We start from the raw sequence: 24,949 nt of genomic DNA, 5'->3' as shown, positions 1-24,949 counted from the left end.
CGACTCGAGCCGAAGAGTGATCTTGTATACATTCAAATCGCATGGCAGGGCACCTGGCCCAGCCAATCCCCGGGAGGGGTTATCCCACGATGGAGTGTGTTTCTGTGTCCCGTAACTCCGACAGTCGATCCACCTCGAAGGGGAAAGTGGGCATCCTCACCGAGAAGCCCTCGGCGGCGCGCAACTTCGCGGCCGCGCTCGGTGGCATGAGTGGCACGTTCGACGGCACGGAATACGTCATCGTCAATGCGCGAGGCCATCTGCTCGAATTGAAGGACCCGTCGGCGATGGTGCCGGAGGCGCTCGTTGAGCGGTACAAGAGCTGGGAACTCGCGAATCTCCCGTGGCGCTCCCAAGACTTCCGCTGGGAGCGCGAAATCAGGCGCAAGCTCTCGGGCGGGAAGCTGGTCACCGACAAGGACGCGAAGAGCCTGCTCGCGCAGCTCAAGACGACGCTGTCGGACTGCGACACGGTGTGCAACGCCGCCGACCTCGATCCGACCGGTGAGGGCTCACTGCTGGGCTGGGAGATCGTGGAGTTCCTCGGCCTGCAGGGCAAGAAGCTCGAGCGGATGGAGTTCCTCGACGAGACCCCGGCCTCGCTGCAGAAGGCGTTCAGGACGCGGCGGCCGGTGTCGTCGATCCAAGACGAGGGTGACTACCGCAAGGCCGACTTCCGATCGAAGTGGGACATGCTGTCGATGCAGTTCACCCGCGTCGCGACCAGAGTCTCCGGGTCCAACACGGTGCTGCGGAACGGCCGCCTCAAGTCGGCGATGGTCGTGATCGTCGGCGACGGCCTCGACGCCCACAACGGCTACGTCAAGAAGGCGTTCTACGAGAACCGGTTCCGTGACGAGAACGGCGTGACCTACACCGATCCCGATATCGACCGGTTCGAGAACAAGGCCGACGTCCCCGGCGGCTTGAGCGCGTCCGCAGTGGTCCACGACGGGACGACCCGTAAGAAGACCGCGCCGCCGCTGCTGATGGACCTGGCCGCGCTCTCCTCGCTGCTGTCGAAAAAGGGGTTCGGCGCCAAGAACGTGCTCGAGACCTACCAGAAGATGTACGAGGTCCAGGTGGTCTCGTACCCGCGCACCGAGGACAAGTTCATCTCGCCTGAGCAGTTCAACGAGCTGCTTCCGCTGGTCGATGCGATCGCCGCCGTCGTCGGTGTGGATTCGGCGGCGTTGAGCCACCGCACCCCGCGCAAGAGTCACGTCAAGTCCGGTGGCGCGCACGGCGCAAACCGCCCGGGCCCCAACGTCCCTCCCAGCCTGGCCGCGGTGGAGAAGAGATTCGGCGAGCTGGGCCGGGAAATCTACGAGGTGCTGGCGAAGAACTATCTGACGATGCTGGCCCCGGACTACGAGTACGACCAGCACCGGGGACATGTCGAGAAGTACCCGAGCTTCGTCGGTGCGCTGAACGTGCCGGCCGTGCTCGGCTGGAAGGGCGTGTTCGTCGTCGAAGACGACGACACCGACGAGCCCGAACCGGCGTCGGGGGCGACCACACTCGGCAAGCTCGCGGAACCGTTCGTGCACGAGGGCTTCCCCGCGAGGCCGCCCCACCCGACGATGAGCTGGCTGATGAAGCAGCTCGAGAAGCGAAGCGTGGGCACCGGTGCCACCCGGACCAGCACATACGCCGAGGTCACCAACAACGCCACCGGCAAGGCCCTCATGATCGAGAAGCGCGGCAAGCTCACCCTCAGCCCGCTCGGCGAGCTCAACCACCGCATCCTCCCGGGCACACACATCGGCGACCTGTCGATCACCGAGCAGGTATACGAGCAGATGGCGCAGATCGAGGCGGGCACCGGCGCGACCCCCGACTTCCTGCCGTTGGTGGCCGACCTGGTGCGTCACGACATCGAGAAGATGAAGGTGAACGCGGGCCGATTGCCTGCTGAGGTCAAGGAGCGAATCGCCAAGGCCGGACTGACCCATGCGCCTGTCGAGACGATCGACCTGCCGCCCGCGCTGCAGTTCACCCACAACGGCACCGCGGTCACCCGCGCGAAGCGGGTGTTCGGTGGGCACCGGTTCACCGACGCCGAGGTGGCCGCGCTGCTGGCCGGCGAGACCATCGAGATCACCGCGAAGCGTCCCAAGACCGGTACCACTTACACCTGCAAGGGCAAGCTCGAAGCCGGCGTCCTGGAGAAGGACGGGAAGCAGTACCCGTACGTGGGCTTCAAGCCCCAGTTCGAGGAGAGAACCGACCTGGTCACCGGCGTGTGGAAGGGCAAGAAGGTCTCGTTCAAGGGCCGCGGCTGGGGCGCCAACGAACACTGGCCCGGCAAGGACTTCACGGAGGAGGAGCTGGCGAAGCTGCTGGCCGGGGAGACCATCGAGTTCGCAGCCAAGAGCAAGACCGGCAGACCGTACACGGCCAGAGGTGCGCTGGCGGAGAAGACCTTCAACGGGCGCAAAGTGGTCGGGTTCGTCTTGAAATTCGACGACGCGAAGCGCCCCACCGGCACGACGAAGCGCAAGGCCGCCAAGTAGCGGCCCTCTGCGCTGGGGAATGACGATGCCCCCGATCCGGCACTGGATCGGGGGCATCGGCATTCACGGGATAGACCGTGACCACCTACATTTCGGCGGTCATCGAGTGGTCGCGCCCGACACCCATATCGGGAACGAACGCGACCTCATTGCTCTGATCGGGCTCGCGCTCGATGTTGAGCATTTCGGTCACGGACCGCGGATGCCCTAGCTGCGCAGCGCGCAGGGCGCCGAGAAGTTCGTCGGTGACCTGCGGCAGATGGACCGGGGAAAGGTTCGGCGCGACTTCATCGTCGCCGTGCGTGGCTCCGATCGCGCTCGCCAAGCCACGGCCGGCGCGTTCGAGCTCCGGCCCCAGCCTGCTCGGCGCGGATGCCCCGCCCGCTTCCGGTGTGGCCACCGGTTCGAGGTCCGCCGATACGTCCACCGCTTCATCAGCGGCCGGCCCCTGTTCGAGATCCGGGCTGGCGGACGGGTCGGACTGCACGTCCGCGGTGGGTTCCTCGTCGACCTCGAAGGTCGGCTCCGGCGCGGGGACGTCGAGATGCTCTGCGGACAGCGCGGCCAGTCTGTCGAAAGGAGGAAGCCCTCGGGCTGCGACGTAGCCGAGCGCAATTGCGGCCGCGGCGTCGAACGCTCGCTTGTCGGACTCGGTTTCGGAGGCCGATCGTTGCGCGTCACGCTGCTGAATCTGTTCCGGACTCATCCGCGCCGCCTGGTACGCGACCTGCTCACGGTGGTGCTGTTGACGGCGCAGAGCGTCGAGCCGGTCGGCGTTCTCCCGGGCCAACCGCTCCCAGCGTTGCGCGTTCGCGGACTGCGCCCCCTCGAGGTGGCGAGCGGTCGCGGCCGCGGCGAGAACTTGAACCCGTGTCTGGTCCCGGGGCGAGCGGTGAAACGCGCCGAGCACCTCGCGCATCGGCTGGGGCTTTGGCACCGAACGTCCCTGCGCGCGAGCACGGTCGACCTTCGACAGGAATCCAGCGACATCCACGACGTCCTGGTGGGCCTGCTCGTGCGCCGGGCGCCCTGGCTTCGCCCAGTCCGGCTGCGGCGCCGCCGCTCCATCCGGTCCCGGGTCGATCGCGCGGGCCCGTTGCGGTCGACCGAATCGGCGCTTGTTGTCGTTGTCAGCCATGTCGTCTCTCCTCGTTCCCCCCTCGCGTCCTGGCGAGGATCCGGTGATCTCACATATCCAGGTCTGGTCCGTGATCGCGGTCGACGCGCGGAGCCTCTTCCCGCCCGATCGGCGGCCCTGTGGGTCGCTGCGTGCCGCGAGCGTCGCGCCTGCCGGAGCCGGGTGTCCCGGAGCCGTCACGGCGCTGGATCTCCGTGTCGATCGACTTGAGGTGCCCGCGCTCGGCCGCCAGCGACGTCTCCAAGCGGGCGATGCGGTCGTTGAGCTTTCCGACGACGCGCTCGTCCGTCACGTGGGCGCGGGCGCGTTGCGCAGCGATCGCACGATTCGACTGTGCGGACCTCTCGATCACGGGCCAACGGCGTTCCGGCGGCGCGGCTGCCTCTGCGGCCGCTACCGCCCGGGCGGCGCTGTCGAGCTGATCGCGAGTGGTGACACCGGAGCGGCGCAGCAGTTCCAGGTCTTCCCGGGCCTGCCGCACGGCGTGGATCTTCTGCTCGTCCGCCGCGACGGCCGCGACCGTGGAATCGACGGCCGCGGTGCCTGAATCCTTGCCCTGTGCGCGGTCGAGCTCCTGCCTCGCCAGAGCGATAAGGGTCCGGGTCTCGCCGATCCGCCGCTTACTCGATTCACGCGCGGCCGCGAGTTCGGCAGCAGTGTGATCGGCGTATGGGGAGCGTCGAGCCGGTGCAGACTGCACCCTGCCGATCACTCGTGTGATCTGTTCGGCGCGCGTCGCGGTCAGGTACGCCACGGGGTCGGCTTCGTCGGCCGGCGCGGAGTTCTTGACGCGCGAGAGCGCGACCTCGCGAACCGCCTTCTCCCACATCGCGATCTTCCGCGAGTCCGTCCCTGGGTCGCCCATTGCTGTCACCCATGCGGCGTTCTCGGCGATCGCCGCGGTCGTGTACGCGTCGACGAACGCGTGCATTTGCTGCTGCTGCGATTGGACGTAGGCGGCGAGGATCGGATCGGTCTCGGCCGCAGCCTCGCTCAGGGCCGGCACCGAGTATCCGGCCACCGCGTCGGTGCGAGTGCGGGGGAGGGGGGTGCTGTTCTCCCGGCTCGTCGCAGCCTGCAGGGCATCGGCCATCACGCGGCCCGGAGCGCGATTCTCGCTGTCGAGCTCGCCCGCCTTTCCGGCGGCGCGCATCGCCCCGGCAGCATCGGTCAAGAGCGCCCGCGAGTCCCAACCGAAGGTTTCGGACTGCGCGACGATCTCGACGATCTTGTCCCAGCCGCCGAGCTGGTGGACCCACGAGAACTGGCGCTCGGTGAGGATCTCGCCGAGCAGGTTCTCGGTCAGATTCTCGTAGAGCGCGCCGACCGCGAGGTTGTGGGTGCTGCGCAGCCGGTCCCACGACGCGGCTTGGCGCTGCTCGTCCTCGATCATCTGGTGCACGGTTCGCTGCGAACCATCGCGGGCGACGATCTTGTTGAGAAGGTCGATCGCGGCCGGATGCTCGTCGGGCCGATGCTCGAAGTCCCAGTCGGGTAGCTCGTCGTTGGCGGCGTAGACGATGTTCGTGTTCTTGCCGCGGGTCATCGCGACGTACAGCGACTGGCGGTCCATGTTCGCGGCCGAGAGAACGTGACAGCTACCGACGGTCATGCCCTGCGACCGGTGCACCGTCGTTGCGTAGCCGAGTTGGACGTTGTCGGTGATGTAGTCGGCTGCGACCGTCACCTCGCCGTCGGAGACGTTGTTCCGCAGGCGCAGTGAACCGTCCTCACCGATCTCGGAGACGGTCCACAGGTCACCGTTCTTCACGCGCCCGGCACGTTGACCGTCGGCGTCCTTCACGACGTACTTGCTGTTGTTCTTGCGGGTGACGACGACGTCGCCGACGGCGGCTTCGAGTCCGTCCGCAAGAACGACGCCGGGGCCGGTGACGGTGCCGTTGGCGCGGTAGTACGCGGCGGCCTTGATGTTGAGTTCGCGGACCAGGTCGTTCGTCGGGGCGACCATGAGGGCAACCTTGTCGGCCTCGACGTCGGCGACGTACGCGTCGAACACCATGTCGGGCAGCTCGTGCCGCATCCCGTCACGGATGCGGTCACGGCGCTCGTACCAGTCGAGCGCGTTACCGGCTCCGGAACGCAGAAGCAGGCTGGCCTCGGCTTCCCCCTCGGTCTTGAACCGGTGAACCTGTTCGAGGAACGGGGCGTCGGTTCGTTCGGCCAGATCGCGCAGAACACCGCCAGCCTCGACGGAGGCGAGCTGCTGCGGATCACCGAGAAGGCGGACGACTGCGCCGGCCTCCGTCGCGATGCGGGTAAGGTCCGCGAGGTCGCGAGCAGAGGCCATACCGGCTTCGTCGACGAGCAGAAGATCGCCACTGTCGATGCCGGTCGGGATGCCGACGCGGGCGCGGGTGAGCACATCCGCGATCGTGCGTCCCTCGACGGAAATCTCCTCCCCGAGCACCTCTGCAGCACGGGCCGACGGCCCGAGGGCGACAACCTTTCCGTTGGTGTCTTCCCATGCGCGGGCGATCACTGTCGCCGCGGTGGTCTTGCCGGCGCCCGCCGCACCAACAGCGACGGCGACCTTCTTCTTCGCAGTGAGGAAGTGCTCGACCATCGCGATCTGGTCGGATCCGAGGGTGTGTCCGGCCTTCTTCTCCGCTCGTCGAATCTGTCGGCGGATGACGCGTTCGGCGACGGTGTGCTCGTCGTCGATCTCCGCGTTGTCACGCATGAACTCTTCGGCGTCGAGCACCGCCTGCGCGGTGTATCGCATCTCTGCCCGATCGACGTCGACCATTCGTCGCAGCCCACGCTCGACGCGTTCGCTGACACTCTCCGGTGCGTCGTAGACCTCGGTGAAGGTCGGCAGGCAGTAGTCGCGGACGGCGAGATCGACCGCGTCCGAGACGTACTCGTTGACGTCCATCTCGCCCGCGAAACTGAACTCTCGCAGCCGACGCTGAATCTCGGCCTGCAGAGAGAAGACGGTCCACGAACCGACCTTGCGCGAAAGATCGTCGGTCACTTCCTGCACGAGAGCAGGCAGCTGCGGGGCGTAGAAGGCAGGGCGCCGATCGCGACCGGACTGCACCTCGTCGACCAGTGTGCTGGGGTCGGAGCCCGCGAGAATCGCGGACGCGCGCTCGCGCCACTCGGCGCGCAACTCTGCCAACGATCGTGGCGGGTTCTTCGCGTTCCTGGTGTCCAGCGTCGCCTGCTGCGCCTGCGCGTACTGCACCTTCTTCGGCGGGTTCTTGCCGTACTTGTCCTTGTACTCGCGTGCGAGTTCGGCCTGTCGATCCTCGATCTGGGCGCGTCGTGAGAACTCCTCGAGCAGCCCGACGGGGATGCCCTCGACCTCGTAGACCGGCTGCTTGCCGACGGCGGTATCGGGGCGCGGGGCGAAGGTGACGCCGAGCTTGCGCGCGACCAGATCGGCGACGCGCGTGTTGTAGCGCTCCGACGCAGCAACGTTCGCCTTGTAGAGCACCTGGCCGTCGATCGTCGTCCACTTTCCCTCTGCCAGTACCCGGTTCAGGATCGCGGAATGGGTGTGCAGGTTCGGATCACCGACACGGTTGTCGAAGTGGTCGAACCGTGCGATCAGGAGCCCCTCGGCCTTGACCTTGCGGGCGCCGCCGGCCCCGCGACGGGTGTAGATCACCTCGTCCTCGATCCAGGCGAGGGCCTCGTCGACGGCCTGCCTATGTGCCTCTTCGACAGCCTCTTTCACCTGGGCGTCGCCGAGACCCCACAGCAGAGAGATCGACTTCACCGGCGTGAACACCAGGTCGTACCCGGCCACTGGTTGGCGCATCTTCGCGTACTGCTCGGTGATGAACTTGGTGACATCCTTGTCGCTCATCAGGTCGACCTTGTCGCCCTTGGCGCGCCGCAAATGCTTGCGGGCGGTGGTCTGCTGGATCGCAGCCCGCGCAGCGGAATCCGGGTACTCGCCGTAAGTGGCCTTGTACGCCGAGCACCGTTCCTCGACGTCGTTCACGAACTCCTGGCTGTTCTCGTACCAGGAGAACGCCCGTCCGAGAGCAGTGCTCTCGGACCAGTCGAGGCGCTCGTCCAGCGTCGAGCCTTTGCCGGGCCGGGTGGCGAAGGCGTGCGGGGTGCGGGCCGCGCCGAACACCGAACGCATTGCGTCCTCGGTGACTTCGGTACCGACCTCCACGCCGGCCTTCTCGGCGAGCTTTCCGCACCAGATTCCCGGTGGGGTGCCCTTCGTGACGTAGTAGTCGACCGCGTCAGCCTTGCGGGACTCGGTCGCGTCGCCGGCCGCAACATGCTTCGTGAGATAGACGTAGCCGTCCCCAGCGCTGAGCTTGTGGACGGTCATCACGGGGCCGATTATGCCAGGTCGCAACTTTAGTGCATGAGGTGTGTGTTGTCTTCTGGTCTGGCCGCAGGCCAGACCAGGGTCTGACAGAACCTCGACGGTTCTGTCAGAGCAGCGGGGCTGCGTGTGTTAGGCATCTGACGGGATGTTTCGTCGAGAAGGTGACCAAAGCTGTGACATGCCAAGGCGACACGGCTCCCAAGTGCGGAACCCCCCCGCGAGCGGCGCGAGCCGATACACTGCGGCCTATGGCCACGTCTTCGAATGCGGCGGCACGCCGCTCCCTCCGACCGCACTCCGCCCCGAACGTTCGCGAGAACCTGCGCCGCGAGCGGGAGCGTCTGCTGGCGCGTCAGTCCGAGCTCGAGAAGCTGGCTGGGCCGATCAATGAGGTTGCTGCGCAACTCGCGAAGCTGGATGCCGTTGTCGAGTCACGCTCGACCGCTGCCGAGCGGAAGATCGAGCAGTTGGTGAAGGCGCGGGACAAGAAGATTGAGAAGCTGCGTCAGGAGTACGAGGCGAAGATCGAGGCCGCGAAGAAGGAAGCGGAATCGACAGACAGCAGCCTCACTGCGGAGGAGCAGGCGCAAGAAGACGCGTTGCTGCTCGACTACGCCCGTGCGATCGCGGTGTTCGCCAAGGACGCATCAGTGGCCGAGTTGGCGTCGGTCCTCGGCGTGAGCGTGCGTGAGGCGAAGAAGACTGTCGAGCAGGCGAAGCAGGACCTCGCTGCAGCCGGCCTCGTTGAGATTCCGTCATCGACCGCGGCGGCAGCGAGTGGGTCCGGTGGTGCTGCGTCTGAGCCAGTGACCGTCGCGTCGTGACGGATCTGTGAGCGGTGGTCGACGACGAGCCGCTCTTCGGCTTCGACTTCGATGCGCCGGCGTTGGCGCGTCCGTCGCGCGTCCGGGCGGTCGACAACACCCTTCAACCCTCGGCTGAGAACGTTGTTTCGTTCTGGTCGAAGGTCGTGAAGTCGCCGACGTGTTGGTACTGGGTCGGAGCGATCAGTGCGCCCGATGGGTACGGACGGTTCAACTTCCAACGAGACAATCGTCAGCGCACGATGCTGGCGCATCGCTTCTCGGTCGAACTGGTGCACGGGCCGCTCGGTGATGGTGTCGTGTGCGAGCACAAGTGCAACGAGCCGCTGTGCGTGCGGGTGGGACACGCGCACTTGGTGAAGTCGACGCACAGCGAGAACGTCAGATACGCAATCGCGCTCGGCCGACTGTCCGGCCACACCTTTCTCGACGGCCAGGGCCGCTCGCGCTATCAGCGGTCGCTCGATATCCGCGATGCGCTCCGAGACGGCTATGACGAAGTTGCACTACTCCGGGCGAAGACCGATCCCGGTCCAGACCAAGGCATCCTGTTCTGAGGGAGGAAGGGACAACATGAGTGAGCGGTCGGCCGCGGAGGCGGCCCTGTATCAGTTGACGAAGGACACGGTTCGTGTGTCGGATGACGACCTCGGTCGCATCGTTGCCGGCGAGCCGCTGGACGACTCCGGCGGTCCTCGCGGTGACGTCTCGTTCCCAGCCGACGGCTCGGAAGACCTGCTGTAGCGAGCCGCCCGTCGGGTGAGGTGCGGACCCACCCGCGAAGTTGTGTTCGGGCTCGATGCCCGAACACAACTGATTGCGGTGACGCACCGACCGAACGACGTAGGCCCCGGAGGTGGTTGCACCTCCGGGGCCTACTGTCACTCGCGGCTAGCTCGCGGTGAGCGACACTCTGCGCTTGCGGGCGGTCTCGATTCCTGCGTCTCCCAGCGACCGGATCTGTGCCGGGGCCATGCCGTTGCTGAGCGCGCGGTTGAGCAGCGTGAGCTGTCGCGGCGGTGCCTGTCCGGCTGCCACGGCGGCGTTCTCAGCTTCGGTGAAGGCGATGCCCGCGTCGGGTCCGCGTCCCGCCACGTACGCGAAGTATCCGGCGACGGTGAGCGCCTCGGCGCGCTCGATGCCTGTCAGGTGGCGAGCGATCGCCGCGACCGCGTCGTGTGCCTCGATGGGGGTGCTGGTTCCGAGTCCCAGGACGATGTCGCGCGCTTCGACGTCGTCCGCCATCATCACTCCCACTCGCGCGGCGAGCTCCACGCTGGGTGTCTGGCGGGCGGTCATCAGCGCGGCCAGTTCGGTGACGGTCGTGCGGGCGAAGGACTGACGCCCCTGCACTCGGGAAGTCGATCGGGCGCGGTTCACCTCGGCGGTCGAATCGCTGCTCTCGGACGCGTAGATGTTCTCGATCGCCTCGCGGCTCGCAGCGAAGTTGCGCCCCTGAACGAGGCTGGCGAGGTTCGTCGCCGACGTGCTCGGGTTGTCGACCACGCCGCGCTCGCCGGTCTCGATGTCCGTCCACTCGGCACCCTGCTCGGTTGCGGCCGTATGGAGTGCTCGACGCGTCTCGACTCCGGCGGTCGCCAGGGTCGCGCGGATCGCCTCGAGGGTCGCCAGCGACTGATCGGTGTGCTGCGCGTCGGCGACCGAAACCAGGATCACCGAGTCGATGGCGTACTTCTTCGCCACGGGGAGCAGCTGTGCGGCGAGGTGGTCCATGCCCGCGTCGACCCGGATGGCGCAGACGACCTTCGCGCCGTCGAGCAGAATCGCGACGACGGACCGCTGCGGGATGAAGCCGAGCAGCGCGGGGACTGCGGTGACGATCTCGGTTGCAGTGCTGATGCGAATCGGGTTGGTGGTCATGGCGCCCCCTCCGGTCTGGGACGGACCTCGGCGGCCCGCCCGTTCTTTTGCCCTTCTGGCATGGAGTATTTGGACCGGCATGAGGGGGCCGGAGTGCAACCCCTGGGGTCGAAAAATCTTGGAGGAGCGCAGCGGGGGAAAGAATTTTCGGAGCCGTCAGGCCGCGTAGCGCCAAGGGGTTGCGCGGAGGTCACCGCCGGTCAAAATCTGGGAAGCCAGAAGGGAAAATGGAAGAAGTCTCTTCTAGGGGCGGAGCGCAGCCGAGCTCGTTTCGGGGTGCGCCGCAGGCGCACAACACTCTCTGTGGCTCGCGGCGCGTGCGCGGGAACTTGTGGGTGTCCATGCGCGCGAGCTGCGCAAGCTATCGATTTTCAGGAATGACAGCGAGTCGGGCCGGCCGCAGCCTCAACCGACCTCACGTCTACTCGTCTTCGGCGCTCTGCTCGATTTCGTCGCGCCATTGCTGGTACGCAGGACTGAGCAGATACACCCAGACCGATGAGACGCCGATCTTGGCCCTCACCACCAGGCCCGGAAGGTCCCAGCGCAGGCCGCGGGTCGGTTCGATCCACCAATCCGTGGGCCGCTGCCCGAGCAGTTCGAACATCCGCTGCACGAGTGCATTGAAAACGTCATCCAGCTCCGGCTCCAAGTCGCTCCGACCGAGAACGACATCACTGGCACGGAAGGCGATCTGGTTGATCGCTCGCGACAAGTCGGTTGTCGATATGTCCGCGACGCCCACCATCACATCGGGGCGATTGACTTCGAGATTGGTCACGGCTGCTGGAAACTGCTCATCGAGGCCGCTGACCTGCCAGCCGACCTGACCGCAGAACGGCGGCAGGTCATGGACGGTCCACGTCCAGTCGAACTCAGCGGCCGCGCGCACCGCCTGGGCAGCGCGTTCGATATCTGCTCGCATCTGTTGCAGCTCTTTCTCGTAGTCAGAGTTGGTGGTTCGGTAGTACAAACCACTCGCGGTAGCGCCCCGCAGACTGAGCGATTAGGCCTCGTATCCGGCGTCGGCGGAGGGAGCGCGGGACAGTTCGGCGCTTGAGTGTCCTGCATCGATGTTCGGGCTCGATGCGGTGCTGCGGTTGGTGAGCATCGCCCCGGCTGGTCGCAGGTGTCCGGCTGTCGCTGCGCTGAGAGCGCTCACGTCGTAGCCTCGTTCGATGATCGGGCCGACGGGCAGATCGTCTCCTGCCTCGGCCTCGGGTGCTGGCCGTATTCCTTCGTCGAGTGCTTCCCGTAGGAGCGTCGTTTCGCCGGTCTGCTGAAACTGGAACCGGCCCCAGATGAACTTCGTGCGTAGGTCACCGGCGACGGCGTTGTCAGCGCCGGGTGTGCTGTCGGCGTCGCGGAATCGCTCGGTGTCGAGTTCGTAGCCGGCCTCGGCCGCGAGCTGCCGGAAGAACGCGAACTGCGTTCGGGTGTTTCCCTCCCGGAACGGGTGGACGTAGTTCACACGCGCCCACACCGTCGTCAGCTCGTCAACGAACTGGCCTCGGTCCAGGCCCCGCAGATTGTCTTTCGCGGCGATGCGGTCGAGTTCTCGCCCGGCAATCGGAACGATTTCCTTCGCGGCGAAATAGGAGTGAGGGACCTCGGGCGGGTTCGGCTCACCGGCAAGGTGGGCCTTGACGTTCGGGCCCAGCTTCGTCATCGGCCAGTCCCGCGGCGCTGTACGGATCTCGCCGGCCCAGGGGTAGACGTCCTGGAACAGGTGATGGTGGATCCGCTGCATGTGAGCGAGGTCGTAGTTCCCCGGGATGGGGTTTCGTTCGAGCTCGTGCAGCCGCTTGATCGAGGACGCAACCTCAAGGCGGTCGACGATGGTCTGGTCGGGCAGACCATGCTCGAAACCCAGATCGACCGCGATGAGGTTGCGCATGACGGCGTCGTCGAGATTCGGCCACCCAGTCTGCGGGTCGTACGAGACGGTCTCGGGGATGAAGTAGTCGACCCACTCTTGCGAGAAGCCTCGGGGCTTGCTCACTCGCCGATGCCCGCCTCGCGCAGGACGGTGGCCGTCATCTCCTCGAAGGTGATTGTGCCCTGCAGCAGTTGCACGGTGAGTTCCTCGTCGCGCGGGTCGACGGTTGCTCCGCCCATCTCCACGATCGGGGCCAGGCGCTCGTAGGCCTCACGTGCTTCGGCTTCGCTGATTCTCTCGGTGCTCATAGTTCCCCCTCTGTGCGTACGGGTGGAGCGAGACCGAATGTGCCTCGCTCCACCCGTTGATCCGATCTTATGGCGCGTCAGACCGCGCGGCCGTCGTCCTCGCCGAGGTCGAGTTCTCTCTCGGTTGGACGGTTCTCCTCGGCCGCCGCCCCGACGTCGTTCGGCGGCTCGGCGGCACTCAGGTCGCGCAGCGGCCGCAGGTTCGTGCCGGCGCCGAGTCCGCGGGCGATGCTGTCGTCGATCGACGTCTCGGTGATCGGCTCTGTCGGTTCGACCACGGCACTGTCCGCCGCTGCCACGGGCTCAGTCGGTTCCACGACGGCGTCCTCGCCCTCGAGGCGCTGGCGCCGTTCGATGCTCGCTTCGCGCAGTGCCAGTTCCGGGATGTCGTTCGCCTGTGCGAACTCGCCGGCAGCGCGGGCGGCCCGGCCGAACGCCTCACCGCGGGTGTTGGCGGTGTCGGTGTCCACCGAGCCTTGGCCGTCCCACGCTTCCCAGTTCCACTGTCGGTCGTTCCAGCTGATTCGTGCGCCGGGCATCTTCGACTCGGCGTCGAAACCGTACTGCCACACAGCCTCGGTGGCGTCGGTCGCCACCCAGGGCTGCACCTTCCGATTGGCCTCGCGTGCCTCGGCCTGATCGGCCCACGCCTGGCGCGCGGCCGCCATCTTCGCCGGCACGGATGCGATCAGTTCTTCCCTGGTCATTCCGTTCTGTTCGGCCCACGCCTCGGTCGGGTTGAGGTCGAGAGTCCACCGCTCGTACTGCCCGTCCGCGGCCCGCCGCTCACGCTCTGTCTCTGCCCGACGCAGCGCCTCGGGGGAGTTCTCGCGTGCGTTGACTTCCAGGCGGAGCTCGTCGGCTTCGAGCCGGGCATTGTCGAGTTCAGCGGTCTGGGTGAACTCGAGCTCCGGTTCGGCCTGCGCTGCAGCGAGCTTCTCGCGGTCCCGTTCGAGCTGTGCCTCCATCGCTGGAATGCGCTCGGTGGCGGCCGCGGCGAGACGCCGAATGGTGCCCAGCATTCCCTGTGCGGTGCTGGCACGTTCGAGGACGTTGTTCATCTGATCGCGGTCGTACCACTTCTCCATGCCCCCGACCGAGATGTAGAACTCGCCGAGGACCTGGACGTAGGCGAGCTTGACCGGGACGCCGTTGAGCACGACGAACGGCACCTCGTCCTTGGACTTGGTGACTTCACCGGTGGTGTTGATGAGGGCGTGACGGAGTGCGTCACCGAGATCGGCGGTGTCGCCGTCGGCGACCGGTCCGGTCGGGAAGTTCCACATCTTCGCTGCACGGTCCTCGATCTGCGCCCACTCGTTGAGCTTGTCGGTCGTCCCGCGCAGCTCGGGGATCTGCTTCTCGGTGGCGGTGATGTTCGCCTGCAGGCCCCGGATCGCCGCGTTGCGTGCGGCGTTCGCGTTGAGGACGGCGTCGCGGCGGGCTTCGAGGTTCGCCACCCTCTGATCGGCCTCGACCTGTTGGACGAACACCGGGTCACCGGTGGCGGCGGCCTTGGACTGCGCCCACGACGCCGCCAGGTCTCCGCCGATGTCTTCCATCGACGGCGGCAGGTCGGCCTTGCGGATCATGCCCACGAAACTCGCCTTGCGAGCGACGTACTGGTACATCATCGCGTCGTAGGAACGGCGGGCAACCATGTTCACGACGCTGACCGTCTCGTTGACGTTGCCCTGCCGGATGATGCGGCCGATCCGTTGCTCCATGTCCGCGGCCGTCCACGCGGGGTCGAGGTTGACCATCTGCTTGAGGGCGCGCTGGACGTTGAGTCCGGTGCCGCCCTTCTTCGTCGACGTGATGAGCACGCGGATGCGGCCGTCGGCGCACGCCTCGACCAGTTTCGCCTTCGCCTTCGGGTTGTCGTAGTCATGCATGAAGGCGATCTCTTCGGGCTTCATGCCACGCTCGACGAGCGCGTCACGCAGCTCGGTGTAGACGTTGCGGGCGCGTGGGCCACTGCCGGCCTTCGGTGTTCCGCGGTCACAGAACACCAACTGGAAGACACCCGTCATCTCGGGGCCGTACTTGTCGGCGGGGATCTGCAGGTCTGCGTTGTCGGCATGGCACTGCCAGATCAGATCGGCGGCGTGCTCGACCCGGCTGTTCTCCGGGGCGGGCGCCGGCAGGTTCGCCAGGCGTGGGTGCATGGTGAGGTTGCGGCCGTCGGTGCTGACCTTGAGGCTGTTGTCGAGGTCCATCCGGTCGCCGTTGATGTTCGACAACCGCACGTCGAGGTCCGCGACAGCGTCGATCGCGTCCTGTCCCATGTCGAACTCGACGATCGTCGGTGCGCCGCCTTCCATCTCGGGCAGTCGCACCGGGATCTGGTCGGAGGTGACGACGTCGCGGAACTGGTCGTACATTGCGACCAGCTGTGGGACGTTGGCGTACTCGGCCATGCGGGTCTTCATCTGCAGGCGAGTGGCGGTGGCGTTCATTTCCGCGACGGTGACCGGCTTGGCGAAGGTGCCCGCCCAGTTGTCGATGCGGCCGAGACCGGCCTCGGTGAGCAGGTCTGGGCGCAGGTACTTCATCATCACCCAGATTTCCGACAGCGAGTTCGTGATCGGGGTGCCGGTGGCGAACGCGATGGCCTTGGCCGGCGCGTTCGGCAGTCCACGTTCGGCGTTGCGGCGGTGAGCCTGCTCGCGTAGGTATTTGGCCTTCATTTCGAGGTCGGTTGCGCGTTGGCTGCCGTCGGCGACGGACAGGTCCGTGCTGTTCGACGGGCGTGTGAGGTTCTTGTAGTCGTGCGCCTCGTCGACGAACAGGAAGTCTGCGCCGGACTGTTCGAACGTGAGTCCTTCGTCGGTCGACTTGGCGGCGACGAGGTTCTCGATCTTGCTGGTGGCGCCCTTGATCGCGTTCTCGATCTGCTTGACCGAGAACTCCGCGCCCCGCTCGTTCGCGGCGTCGAGTGCGATGCGCAGCTCGGTGATCTCACCTTCGAGGTACTCGATCTGTGCCTCCCGGCGCATACCGATGAGGCCGAACACGGACTGCGGCACGATGACTAGGTCCCAGTCGCCGACGGCGGTCTGACCGACGAACCGCTGGCGGTCGTCGCGGCCGTCGAGCTCCGACGCGACGAGGATCTTCGCGTTCGGGTAGGCGTCCCGGGCCTCGGCCGACCATTGCGCGAGCAGGTGGTTCGGAACGACGATCCAGGGCTGGTTGATCTGTCCGAGCCTCTTGGCCTCCATGCACGAGGTCGTGATGGTCACGGTCTTGCCGGCGCCGACGACGTGGTCGAGCAGGATCGTCTCGTCGTGGAGGAACCGCTGCACCGCGGCCGCCTGGTAGTCGTACGGCTTGTACTTCGGATTCAGCCCGGGGAAGCTCTTGTGCTCCCCGCTGTGTGCGGGTTTGACGAAGCTGTTGTGCTTCTCGTTGAACGCCTTCGCCAGCCGCAGGTATCGGTCGCCGTCGGACCACAGCCACTTCTCGAACCGCTCCTGCAGCGCGTTCGCTGCCGACTGAGCGGTCTCGGTCATTTTGACGTGGAACCGCGGCTTCGGGGAGAACTCGAGCTCCTCCTTGGTCTTGTTGACCTGGACCGGCTTGTTGTTGGCGATCAGCTCCATCATCTGCACGCCGGTCAGTCGGGAGTTGCCGTACTTGTCGGCGTATCCGGTGTGGACCTGGTGGCGGCTGGACTGTTCGGTGGCGATCTTCCAGTTGCCGGTCACCTCGTCGTGCTCGACGGTCAGGCGGCGGGGGTTGAGCCCGAACTCTTCGATGAGGAACTGTCGGTAGTCCTCGACCGGGATCCACGTTGCGCCTGGGCGGACGCCGATGTCGGTGGGGTCCACCTCCGGTGGGATGACTCCCTCGAGGGCGGTGACCAGTCCGGAGTAGCGTCGCGGGTCGTCGGTGGCGCGGATCCGGGCGATCGCCAACTTGCTGCGCACCTGGCCGGAGAGGGCGACGGTCGCCAGCTCCCACTGGTCGGAGGCCTGCAGGGACGGGTAGATCCGCCCGTCCGCCCGGTCGAGGACCTCGTCGACGGACAGGTCGAGCAGCTCGGCCATGCGTGCCGGCGAGATGTGTCCGAGCTCGTCGAACGAGATGGCCAGGGCCTCGTCGATGTCGGCCGCCGACTGCGCTCTCTCCTTGAACGGAGTGGTGTCCTCGGTGAAGATCGCGGACTTGGTGGCCACGGCGTCGGTGCCGTCGAACCGGGACTGGAAGTCCTCGATCGCCAGAACCATGCCCAGACGGGGATCCCGGGCGATCGCGCCCTGCAGGTGATGCTGGTTCTTCTGCGGCTTCGGTTCCTCGGCCGCCTTCTCCTGCATCTCTTCGAGGACATCGTCGGGGATGGACCCGGTGTAGGGGACGGCGTCTTCTGGGTCGATTCCGTCGGCGATCGCCTCGGCGCGACCGACCTTCTCCCGCCATTTCGTGATCGCCTTGTCGAGCCGATCGGCGATCTTCTCCTCGGTCAGAGGCTTGGGGGCGGTCAGCTTGAATCGGTTGAGCGGGCCCCATCGGCGGGTGTAGTCGTCGTAGAGGCCGTTGAGGCGGCCGCGGATGACGTCCCGGTCGGCGACAGTGCTGGCGGCGTCCCGGCTGGCCTCGGACAGCTCCATGACGGTCTCGCCGAGAGCGATGAGCTTCTTCCACTGCTCGGCCAGGTCCTTGCCGCGGCAGTTGACCTCGCTCCATCCTCGACCGACGGTGAACTGCTCGAACCGGCTGTCGACCTCGTTGAACCGCATCGTGCCCGGCAGGACCTCGGACGAGTCGAGGTCGGCCCCGGTGCGCAGTCCTGGCGCGGTGTGCACCTCGACGTCCGCTGGATTCGGTGCTGCGGCGGTGAATCCGAGTCCCTGCTCGACGGCCTGGTCGATGATCGGGTCGAGCTGTCCGCGGAGCTGCTCGGCGAGCGGCGTCGCGGTGTCCGGCTGCACGATCAGGGTTTGGTTGCCGTGCTGGCCGTTGCCGACCGCGAGTCTGCCGAGGACCCGCTCCGGGTGCTTCTGGAAGTGGGAGTTGATCCAGTAGGTCTCGGCTTCACCGGTCTTGGCGTCCGTGACCGCGATCTGGCGGGCGGGCAGCGCCCATTCGACCGTGTCCTGGGTCGGCTGGGCGTCGTCCTCGCGGCGGCGGAACACCAGGACGTCGGTGACGACGGGGGTGCCGGCCTGCCGATCGAATGCCCCGGTCGGTAGGCGCACGGCGCCGACGAGGTCACCCTTGGCGGCGATCTGGGCGCGTTGGTCGCCTCGTTTGGCGTCGGAGGTGAACTTGCTGGTCACGACCGCGACGTAGCCGCCGGGTGCGGTGAGCGCCAACGACTTCGCGATGAACGCGTTGTGGATCGTCAGACCGGCCGCGTTGTGGATCGGGTCGACCGGTGCCCATCGTCCGAACGGCACGTTGCCGATGGCGCCGGTGAAGGTGTTGTCGGTGGCGAACGCGCGCTCGAAGCCGTGGTTGCGGATCTGCTGGGACGGATAGAGGTAGTGCGCGATCTTGGCGCTGATCGGCTCGATCTCGACGCCGACCATGTTCACCCCGGCGGGCGCGGTGCCGACGAAGTGGCCGGCCCCGCAGCCGGGCTCGACGAGGAGCGCACCGTCGGGTAGGCCTGCTCGCTGCACCGCCCGCCACAGCTCCCCGACGATCGCCGGATCGGTGTAGTGCGCGTTGAGGGTGGTCTCGCGGGCCTGCGAGAAACCCTTCTCGCCGAGTAGATCGAGGAGCGCGGCGCGCTCATCGGCCCACTCGGAGAGGAACTTCGATCGGTTGTCGAAGACTTCGGGGACCGCACCCCAGCCCGACCATTGGGCGAGTACGGCCTGTTCCTCGGCCGTGGCGGGGCGCTGTTGCTCGTCGAGTTCGAGCACCAGGCGTGCGGCCGCGATGTTCGCTCGCACGCGGGCCTTCGCTCCCGACGGGACGTGGACGTCGGTACCGAGGGCGAAGTCGGTGGCCGGCACCGACTGCGGGCCTGCACGAGGTTCCTGCTGCTCGACTGCTGGTTCGGCAGTTTCGGCCGCCGCTGCGGCCTCCGGCTGAGTCGGGGCTTCGGGCTCGGCTTCGGGGGCGTTCTCGGAGGCGTAGCGGGCTGCGGTGGCGGGGGAGATCCACGCGTAGCCGCCGGATTCCTTGCGGACCTTGACCAGGTCGCCGGTGCGCCACAGGGGGCTGCTGATCGGCTCGCCGAACTCGGTGTCGGGGACGATCAGCTCACCGGATGCGGCGGTGAACTCCTCGACGACGTCGGCGGCGGTCGCCGTGTCGACCTCGGCCGGCGGTCCGGTGGCGGGGCCGATGTGGTCGACGACGAGATGGTCTGCCAGGACCCACTCTTGGCCCTGGCCACCGGTGGCGATGATGGGTTCCTGGTCGGTGTCGACCTCGTCGAAGGTGATCGCGCCCGTGTCGTCGACGACGGGCGCTACGACTCGCGGCGGGGACGGGTCGGCCTCCTCGGCCTCGACGTCGACGATTCGCTCGTCGCGGGCAGGAGCATTGCTGCTGCCGGTCTCGACCGTGGGCTCGGTGCGCTGCGGGCTGCGCGCCAGCTGAGCTCGTGCTTCGGCGATCGCGTCGCGGATGGTGTCGACGCCGGCGTACACCTGGTCGTCGATCGTGATGACCTGGCTGGTGAAGCCCTGCGCCCAGCGGCGGTTGACGACGACGTGGGTTCCGTTCGGGTCGCCGACGTAGATCGACCCGGCCGGTCCGGCGCTGATGTCGCCGGTGTCGACGCCGTAGGAATCTGTTCCCGCGGTGCGTAGGTCGCGCATGACCTGGTTGTCGACGTCGGTCCGCAGGGTCCAGTCCAGGTCGATGCCGGTGGCCTCGAGTAGCGCGACCTCCTCGGGCAGGGTGCGGCGCAGGTCCTCGATGATCGACTCACGCGCGGCGGTGACCAGGTCGGACGAGGCTGCGGCGTTGCCTCGATCGTCGTACTTCCACAGCAGATCACTGCGGGCGGCCGCGTGATAGAACTCGTGGCCACGCTCGTAGAGGACCGCCGTGTTCAGGACCGTCTCCCGGGCCTGCGCATACGGACGGTAGACGCGTTCGATCCACTCCGGGATGGGCAGGCTGCGGGCGTCGAGTATCGCTCCGACGGCGACGCGGGGATCGCGGCCGCAGGTCGTCGACGTTCCGCCGCCGTTGAGGGTGAAGTCCCAGCCGCGGACGGGGGACGGTCGCAGCGTCGAGTTCTCGAAGCTACGCAGCGTGAGTTCGCTACCGTTCGCGTTCTTGAACAGGTGCGCTGTGCGCCCGGCCTCTGCATCCTCGCCGGCGTACAGGTTCGGGATGATGTCGCCGCGCAGTTCGGCCGCGAGGCGCGATGCCGGGATGGACGCCGTCGCCTCGACCAGGTCGGGACGTTCCTCGGCGAGGACGGCGAACGCCGTCTCGATGCCTGTCTCGATGAGGTAGGTGCGCGTGGCCATCGGATACCCGGCCCACGATCCGATCAGCGGATCGCGGCGCAGCTGCATCTGCATCCACGACGTCCACTCCTGCCGGGTGGTCTCGTCCCAGGTCAGCTCGTGGCCATGCGCCCGCTGCCACTCGCTGTGTGACGCCTCGTAGAACTCGGTCGGCAGGTCATGCTCGCGCAGGATCAGCTGCGCGGCGGCCTGCCGCAACGGTGATCCGTCCCTGGCCAACTCGGTGACCACGTTCCGGGTCGCGGTCGTGTGTGGCTGGAAGGACGGCAGGTAGTCCGTCGTGCGGCCGCCGACCTCGGCGATCACGCGCGGGTCATGCGCTGCCTCTGTGAGCAGCGCCGCGCGATCATCCGCCGTCGCTTCGCGCTGCCCCTGCCGGGCGCCGGCGAACCACTGGTTCGTCAGCTCTTCCCGGGCACGGCGGCTACGCAGCTTCCCGAGCGCGGCCGCCAGGCCCGGATCGGTCTCCGGTGCCGGCAGATCCATCGGCATGGCTGCGTCGAACGCGGCGCGGCCACGTGCCCACCAGTCGTCGAGCTCCGGGCCGGCACCGAAATCGAGGGCGTCCTGGATGGCTTCGACCTGCTCGGCGCGCTCCTCGGGCGACGCACCCCCGGCCACGACGTCAGCGAGAACACCCTGGGCTGTGTCCAGATAGCCCTCGTCGACGGCGCGGTCCTCACTCGCGCGTGCCTCGACGATCGCGTCGGTGACGGCCGTCGTCGTCGGATGCTGGATCGGTTCGTCGCGGTGCGCCTCCCAGTACGCCTCCGCTGCTCGGTGGCCGAACTCGCTCCACCGTTTGGGATCCGCGAGGATCGTGCGGCACACGACGAACATCTCGTCGGTCAGCGTGTCGCGTTCGCTCATCAAGTCGGCCAGCGCGACCTGCGCCTTCACCTTGAAATGGCCGGTCGCCCAGTCGAGGAACTGATCGGCGGTGTTGGCCTGCGCACCTACCGCGGCGTCGGCATCGGGATCCTGCGCCGCCAGCCGCTCCATCAACCGTCGCTCAACCTCCGCGACCGGGTCCACGACCGGCCGCGGCGTGAGAACCGGCTGCTCCACCCCCGCGGATTCGATCTCGGGCTGAGGTGAGGGCTGGGTCGCTTCCGGGCGCGGCTCGGCCGCCTCGATGAACATCGGGCCCGCCGGGCGGTCCCGGAACTGGACCTGGGTGATGGTCCCGGACAGGATGCCCGAGATTGCATCGTGGGCTTGGCCCTTGGTGATGTTCGGGTCGACATCGAACGGCGTGTCGACCTCGCGGGATAGCTCTTCGAGCTTTCGGATTTGAGCATCCGTCGCCGGATGGTCACGCCACGTCTCGCGGGCCGCTGCGACCTCACGGACGGTCCGCTTCGGCACCGCTTCGGGTTCGATGCCGAGGGCTTGCACCTCGTTGCGCAGCAGCCCTTCTCGCGCGGAGAGCTGTCGCCACTGAGCTCGAAGCTGTGTGATCTCGCTGGTAATGGCCGCGGCTCGCCGGCTGTTCACCTCGATACCGGCGGCCAGCCCTCGGTCCTGGGCCTTCGCCAAGGCGACGTTGACGGAGGCGAGCTTCTTGGCCAGGAACTCGCCCTGCAGCTCGATCCCGACGAGTTCGTCACGGACCTGCGACCATTCGGCCTGGGCTAGAACGGCAGCTCTGGGTCGATCTCCGGGGTTCGCTGAATCTCGTCGTCGATCATCTGCGCCAGCTCGTCGGCGATCGGGTCGCGTCCAGTCATCGGCACCGGCTGATCGTCCTCGATCCGCTGCGCGACCAGCGCTCGGGCCAGACTGCGAAACCGGGGTCCCTTCCCCAGCCACACCCGCTCGACGACCCGCTCCGCTGCCGGCATCGGCCGCACGTTCAGGCTCCGCCACCGGTCCGGATCCTGCTTCTTCCGGGCCGCGTCCTGCTGCGTCTCGATCTCGCGTTCGATCTGTGCGTCGAGCTCCGCTCTCTCCGCCCGCATTTCGGGCGTCACCTGCGGGTACAGCTCCTGTTCGAGGACCGTCTCCCGCGCTGCCCGCCATGCCGACTCCTTGGTCTGCACCGCGTCCCAGTACGTCGAATCCGTCGTCGGCGGCGTTGCCCGCTCGAAGTCCTCTACTGCCTCCTCGGTCAGCTTCTGCAGCCGCAGCGCCTCCCGATTGATCTGCTCCTGCGCGGCCTCCGGCGTCAGCTCCGGGTCGATCCCGACCCACTCGGTCAGAATCCGCCGCGTCTCCTCGGCTATGAACAGGTCGATCCCCTCGACCTGTGTCAGGAACTCCTCGTCCTGCGGTGCCATCCTGTCCTCCCGATCCTTCGAACTCGAACGCGCCTTGACCGACGTCCTCGCGTGCCACAACGACCTCCTCGACTGCGCCCGATCTCGGGCGTAGCTCCCCCCCCGTTTCGGGGACGTTATCGAGGACGATTTTACCCGATTCGGGCGCACAAAAACAGCCCGTGACCTGCGGTTATAGAGCTTTTCGCGAGCGCTCCCCTCTAACCGATACGCGATGTTCGTGGAGCGGCCACAGCGACCGCCAGAACGACGACCAACGGGAGAATGAAAAGCCCCCCGAGACCGGCCACCAGGGCTCGGCCGGCGACGCCGTGGCGGCGGTAGGACCGCTGCGCGCAGACGATCGCGCTCAACGATGCGAGCGCGTTGAAGATGAGTAGCACTGTCATTGAATTCCCCTGCCCTGGCGGGTGTTAGGCACACACCGCCGGGTTGTTGTCAGATATCGAAGAGCGCGAACTGATCTCGCGCAGCTCGTTCGTCCGTATCGCTTTCGTACTGGGCCACCATCAGTTTCGCGACGTCCACCGCGCAGCCCAGCTCCTCGGCGACAACCTTCCATCCGGCGCCTTCGCTACGCATCTGCCACGCGAGCTTGTACATCTCGTCGGCCATTTCCTCCGCCCCCTCGAGTTTGTCAGATCGATCAGGTACGGTCGCAGTGTAAACAGCAATATTGCAGTTTGCAATGAGGGCGACTCGGACCGACTGCAAAGATGCAGGTAGGGGAAGGAATGGGGATGGAAACGACGACGGAAAGCATGTTCATGCGCTTGCACGGGGGCAACGGCGAGGAGCTGGATCTCGACTTCGAACTCGGCCCCGTTCACTCCCTGGATCTGGGGGAGGGAATCGCCGTACACAGACCACTGGGGGAGCTGCACCGGGAGTCGCTGGTGATGCTGGCGCGCAGCGAGTACCGGCTCCTCGACTCCGATGCGGACGTCGACGGGCTCGACGAGACCGTCGCGCTCGACGACGGCGATCTGCGGTGGTGCTTCGGCGGCGGCCACGACCTACTGTTTACGGTCGTCAACACCCCGGCCGGCGAGTACGTCCGGGCAATGAGGCAGTGCGGATCGGGATGGACTATCGCCGCCGATCGACTGGTCGTTCACCAGGACGCCGTCGGCACGGCGCGGGCGATCTGGCAGCTCGTAGCGCTGTTGACATACTGACGAGCGTCTTCGTGGGGGAGCACGCGTGAACGAAAGGGAAGTCGGGACAGTGGGGGACAACGCTGAGCAGAGCTGGCACGCCGGTGGTCTGTGCAGGACGAATCCAGACCTGTTCTTTCCCGAGACCCGGGAGAGAGCGAAATCAGCGCAGGCCGTTAGGATTTGCATGACCTGCCCGGTACGCACACCGTGCCGAGACCACGCCGTACGTAAACCGGAGCGGTTCGGAATCTGGGGCGGGACCACACCCACCGAACGATCACGAATGCGCCGGCAAGGCTCGACAGCCGCCTAAACACCGAGGCCGGGCTTGCAACAGCAAGCCCGGCCTTTTCGGTGCATCGACATGTTCGTCGACGCGCTACGCGTGGGGGTCTTCCTCGACGGCGAAGGCAGCCTTTTCCAACTGCTTACAGCGGCGATGGGTGCGAATCCTCTCGACACAGATCGCGACCCCAACGCCAACAACCAGGATCAGCGAGAGGATGACCAAGATTTGCGCTGGCACCTTCGCGCCGTCGAGACCGGCGTCACGGGCGATCAGCTGAAACAACCACGCCAGTATGGCTATGGCCCAGGCCCCGAGAAGGTACTTGAGGAGCGGACTCCGAGTCTCGAGCTTCTGGCACTCGGCTTCGTACTCCATGAACGCGTTACTTACACCCCGATTCACTGAGATGCTTCCTTCTGAAGTCGGTGCTGGAACTGGCCGTTGACGAGTCCACGATCGGCGTTCCCGCCGGTCCCACCGATGAGTGGGCCTGCTCCCGAGAATCCGAGGGACCACCCCCTCGGATCCGGCCCGGGAAGCTGACGGCCCCCGGAACCTGGTCATGTCGGGCAGCGGCCCACTCCTCGCCGCTGCCAGATACGGTAACGCAGGACACTGACATCACCGCTGCTCCTTGGCGCGTTGCCGCTCTACGAGCGGGCGCAGCGGTCCGAGCTACTGATACAGGGTGGTGCGTCCGACGCCGCCGATGTCATCAGTGGTGGCACAGGTCGCGGATGCGGCGCTCGCAGCAACGACGGTGGATGACGCACAGCTGAAGACCTGCGGGCGGGGCAGCGATGATCCGGGCCGCGCTCGCAGACAGCTAACGCGGCGAGTGGTCCGGTGCAGCCGCGGAGTTCCGCGCAGGTGGCACAATCCCCTCCGTGCCTCCTATGAACAACCCCGCAGCCA

17 protein-coding genes are annotated in these 24,949 nt (G+C 66.8%); 7 read left to right on the top strand and 10 right to left on the bottom strand.

What is annotated here, in order from left to right; all coding sequences use genetic code 11:
* Positions 1-146 precede the first annotated feature (146 nt).
* A complete protein-coding gene (locus C7H75_RS25520) occupies positions 147-2,516 on the top strand; it encodes a DNA topoisomerase (RefSeq protein ID WP_233281939.1) in 2,370 nt (789 codons plus the stop codon).
* 85 nt (positions 2,517-2,601) lie between these two features.
* Here the strand turns inward: C7H75_RS25520 and C7H75_RS25515 are convergent, their stop codons facing one another.
* Entirely contained in the window at positions 2,602-3,435 is an 834-nt protein-coding gene (locus C7H75_RS25515) for a hypothetical protein (protein ID WP_233281938.1), read from the bottom strand.
* Between the two features lie 268 nt (positions 3,436-3,703).
* Entirely contained in the window at positions 3,704-7,972 is a 4,269-nt protein-coding gene (mobF, locus tag C7H75_RS25510; protein WP_175280082.1) for a MobF family relaxase, read from the bottom strand.
* A gap of 248 nt (positions 7,973-8,220) precedes the next feature.
* Here mobF and C7H75_RS25505 point away from each other — a divergent pair, with 248 nt between their 5' ends.
* The 3 genes from C7H75_RS25505 to C7H75_RS25850 are packed head-to-tail and all read left to right on the top strand — an operon-like array spanning position 8,221 to position 9,540.
* Positions 8,221-8,796, top strand: a complete 576-nt coding sequence (locus C7H75_RS25505; RefSeq protein ID WP_106852264.1) for a hypothetical protein — start codon at positions 8,221-8,223, stop codon at positions 8,794-8,796.
* Positions 8,797-8,810: 14 nt separating this feature from the next.
* Positions 8,811-9,353 (top strand): HNH endonuclease, encoded by a 543-nt coding sequence (locus C7H75_RS25500; RefSeq protein ID WP_106852263.1) that lies wholly within the window; start codon positions 8,811-8,813, stop codon positions 9,351-9,353.
* 16 nt (positions 9,354-9,369) lie between these two features.
* Positions 9,370-9,540, top strand: a complete 171-nt coding sequence (locus tag C7H75_RS25850; protein ID WP_159026048.1) for a hypothetical protein — start codon at positions 9,370-9,372, stop codon at positions 9,538-9,540.
* 147 nt (positions 9,541-9,687) lie between these two features.
* Here C7H75_RS25850 and C7H75_RS25495 read toward each other — a convergent pair whose 3' ends face one another.
* From C7H75_RS25495 to C7H75_RS25845, 8 genes are all read right to left on the bottom strand, one after another.
* Positions 9,688-10,677, bottom strand: coding sequence for a DUF4192 domain-containing protein (locus tag C7H75_RS25495; protein ID WP_159026047.1), 990 nt, complete (start codon positions 10,675-10,677; stop codon positions 9,688-9,690).
* A 421-nt stretch (positions 10,678-11,098) separates the two neighbouring features.
* The gene (locus C7H75_RS25490; protein ID WP_159026046.1) at positions 11,099-11,650 is read right to left on the bottom strand and encodes a DUF6301 family protein; all 552 of its coding nucleotides are present in this window, start codon (positions 11,648-11,650) and stop codon (positions 11,099-11,101) included.
* A gap of 33 nt (positions 11,651-11,683) precedes the next feature.
* Complete coding sequence (locus C7H75_RS25485; RefSeq protein ID WP_106852260.1) at positions 11,684-12,679, bottom strand: Fic/DOC family protein; 996 nt, start codon at positions 12,677-12,679, stop codon at positions 11,684-11,686.
* Positions 12,676-12,864 (bottom strand): hypothetical protein, encoded by a 189-nt coding sequence (locus tag C7H75_RS25480; protein WP_106852259.1) that lies wholly within the window; start codon positions 12,862-12,864, stop codon positions 12,676-12,678. The genes C7H75_RS25485 and C7H75_RS25480 overlap by 4 nt, the downstream gene beginning before the upstream one ends.
* Positions 12,865-12,941: 77 nt before the next feature.
* Entirely contained in the window at positions 12,942-21,845 is an 8,904-nt protein-coding gene (locus C7H75_RS25475; protein WP_233281937.1) for a helicase-like domain-containing protein, read from the bottom strand.
* Between the two features lie 95 nt (positions 21,846-21,940).
* Entirely contained in the window at positions 21,941-22,585 is a 645-nt protein-coding gene (locus C7H75_RS25470; RefSeq protein ID WP_106852258.1) for a hypothetical protein, read from the bottom strand.
* A gap of 200 nt (positions 22,586-22,785) precedes the next feature.
* The gene (locus C7H75_RS25465) at positions 22,786-22,974 is read right to left on the bottom strand and encodes a hypothetical protein (protein WP_175280081.1); all 189 of its coding nucleotides are present in this window, start codon (positions 22,972-22,974) and stop codon (positions 22,786-22,788) included.
* 49 nt (positions 22,975-23,023) lie between these two features.
* Positions 23,024-23,200 carry a hypothetical protein gene (locus C7H75_RS25845; RefSeq protein ID WP_157664924.1) on the bottom strand — a complete coding sequence of 59 codons (177 nt, stop codon included), beginning with the start codon at positions 23,198-23,200 and terminating at the stop codon, positions 23,024-23,026.
* Positions 23,201-23,325: 125 nt separating this feature from the next.
* On the opposite strand from C7H75_RS25845, the gene C7H75_RS25460 reads away from it, so the two are divergent.
* Genes C7H75_RS25460 through C7H75_RS25840 form a run of 3 tightly spaced genes read left to right on the top strand, consistent with a single transcriptional unit; the run spans position 23,326 to position 24,439 of the window.
* Positions 23,326-23,763 carry a hypothetical protein gene (locus tag C7H75_RS25460; protein WP_106852256.1) on the top strand — a complete coding sequence of 146 codons (438 nt, stop codon included), beginning with the start codon at positions 23,326-23,328 and terminating at the stop codon, positions 23,761-23,763.
* Between the two features lie 25 nt (positions 23,764-23,788).
* Positions 23,789-24,058 carry a WhiB family transcriptional regulator gene (locus C7H75_RS25455; RefSeq protein WP_317047819.1) on the top strand — a complete coding sequence of 90 codons (270 nt, stop codon included), beginning with the start codon at positions 23,789-23,791 and terminating at the stop codon, positions 24,056-24,058.
* 51 nt (positions 24,059-24,109) lie between these two features.
* Complete coding sequence (locus C7H75_RS25840) at positions 24,110-24,439, top strand: hypothetical protein (RefSeq protein ID WP_159026045.1); 330 nt, start codon at positions 24,110-24,112, stop codon at positions 24,437-24,439.
* Positions 24,440-24,949 lie beyond the last annotated feature (510 nt).

The sequence above is a fragment of the Rhodococcus (subgen. Prescottella) equi genome, from assembly GCF_003013675.1.
GTDB classification, from domain to species: domain Bacteria; phylum Actinomycetota; class Actinomycetes; order Mycobacteriales; family Mycobacteriaceae; genus Prescottella; species Prescottella equi.
The sequence above is the reverse complement of the archived record's forward strand: the minus strand, read 5'-3'. Positions and strand labels throughout refer to the sequence as shown.

What these genes read in the sequence shown, in the direction of transcription:
- C7H75_RS25845 (WP_157664924.1), bottom strand. Translation starts at nt 23,200, where the DNA reads ATGGCCGACGAGATGTACAAGCTCGCGTGGCAGATGCGTAGCGAAGGC.
- C7H75_RS25460 (WP_106852256.1), top strand. Translation starts at nt 23,326, where the DNA reads ATGGAAACGACGACGGAAAGCATGTTCATGCGCTTGCACGGGGGCAAC.
- C7H75_RS25480 (WP_106852259.1), bottom strand. Translation starts at nt 12,864, where the DNA reads ATGAGCACCGAGAGAATCAGCGAAGCCGAAGCACGTGAGGCCTACGAG.
- C7H75_RS25495 (WP_159026047.1), bottom strand. Translation starts at nt 10,677, where the DNA reads ATGACCACCAACCCGATTCGCATCAGCACTGCAACCGAGATCGTCACC.
- C7H75_RS25515 (WP_233281938.1), bottom strand. Translation starts at nt 3,435, where the DNA reads ATGCGCGAGGTGCTCGGCGCGTTTCACCGCTCGCCCCGGGACCAGACA.
- mobF (WP_175280082.1), bottom strand. Translation starts at nt 7,972, where the DNA reads ATGACCGTCCACAAGCTCAGCGCTGGGGACGGCTACGTCTATCTCACG.
- C7H75_RS25465 (WP_175280081.1), bottom strand. Translation starts at nt 22,974, where the DNA reads ATGACAGTGCTACTCATCTTCAACGCGCTCGCATCGTTGAGCGCGATC.
- C7H75_RS25850 (WP_159026048.1), top strand. Translation starts at nt 9,370, where the DNA reads ATGAGTGAGCGGTCGGCCGCGGAGGCGGCCCTGTATCAGTTGACGAAG.
- C7H75_RS25470 (WP_106852258.1), bottom strand. Translation starts at nt 22,585, where the DNA reads ATGGCACCGCAGGACGAGGAGTTCCTGACACAGGTCGAGGGGATCGAC.
- C7H75_RS25840 (WP_159026045.1), top strand. Translation starts at nt 24,110, where the DNA reads ATGTTCGTCGACGCGCTACGCGTGGGGGTCTTCCTCGACGGCGAAGGC.
- C7H75_RS25505 (WP_106852264.1), top strand. Translation starts at nt 8,221, where the DNA reads ATGGCCACGTCTTCGAATGCGGCGGCACGCCGCTCCCTCCGACCGCAC.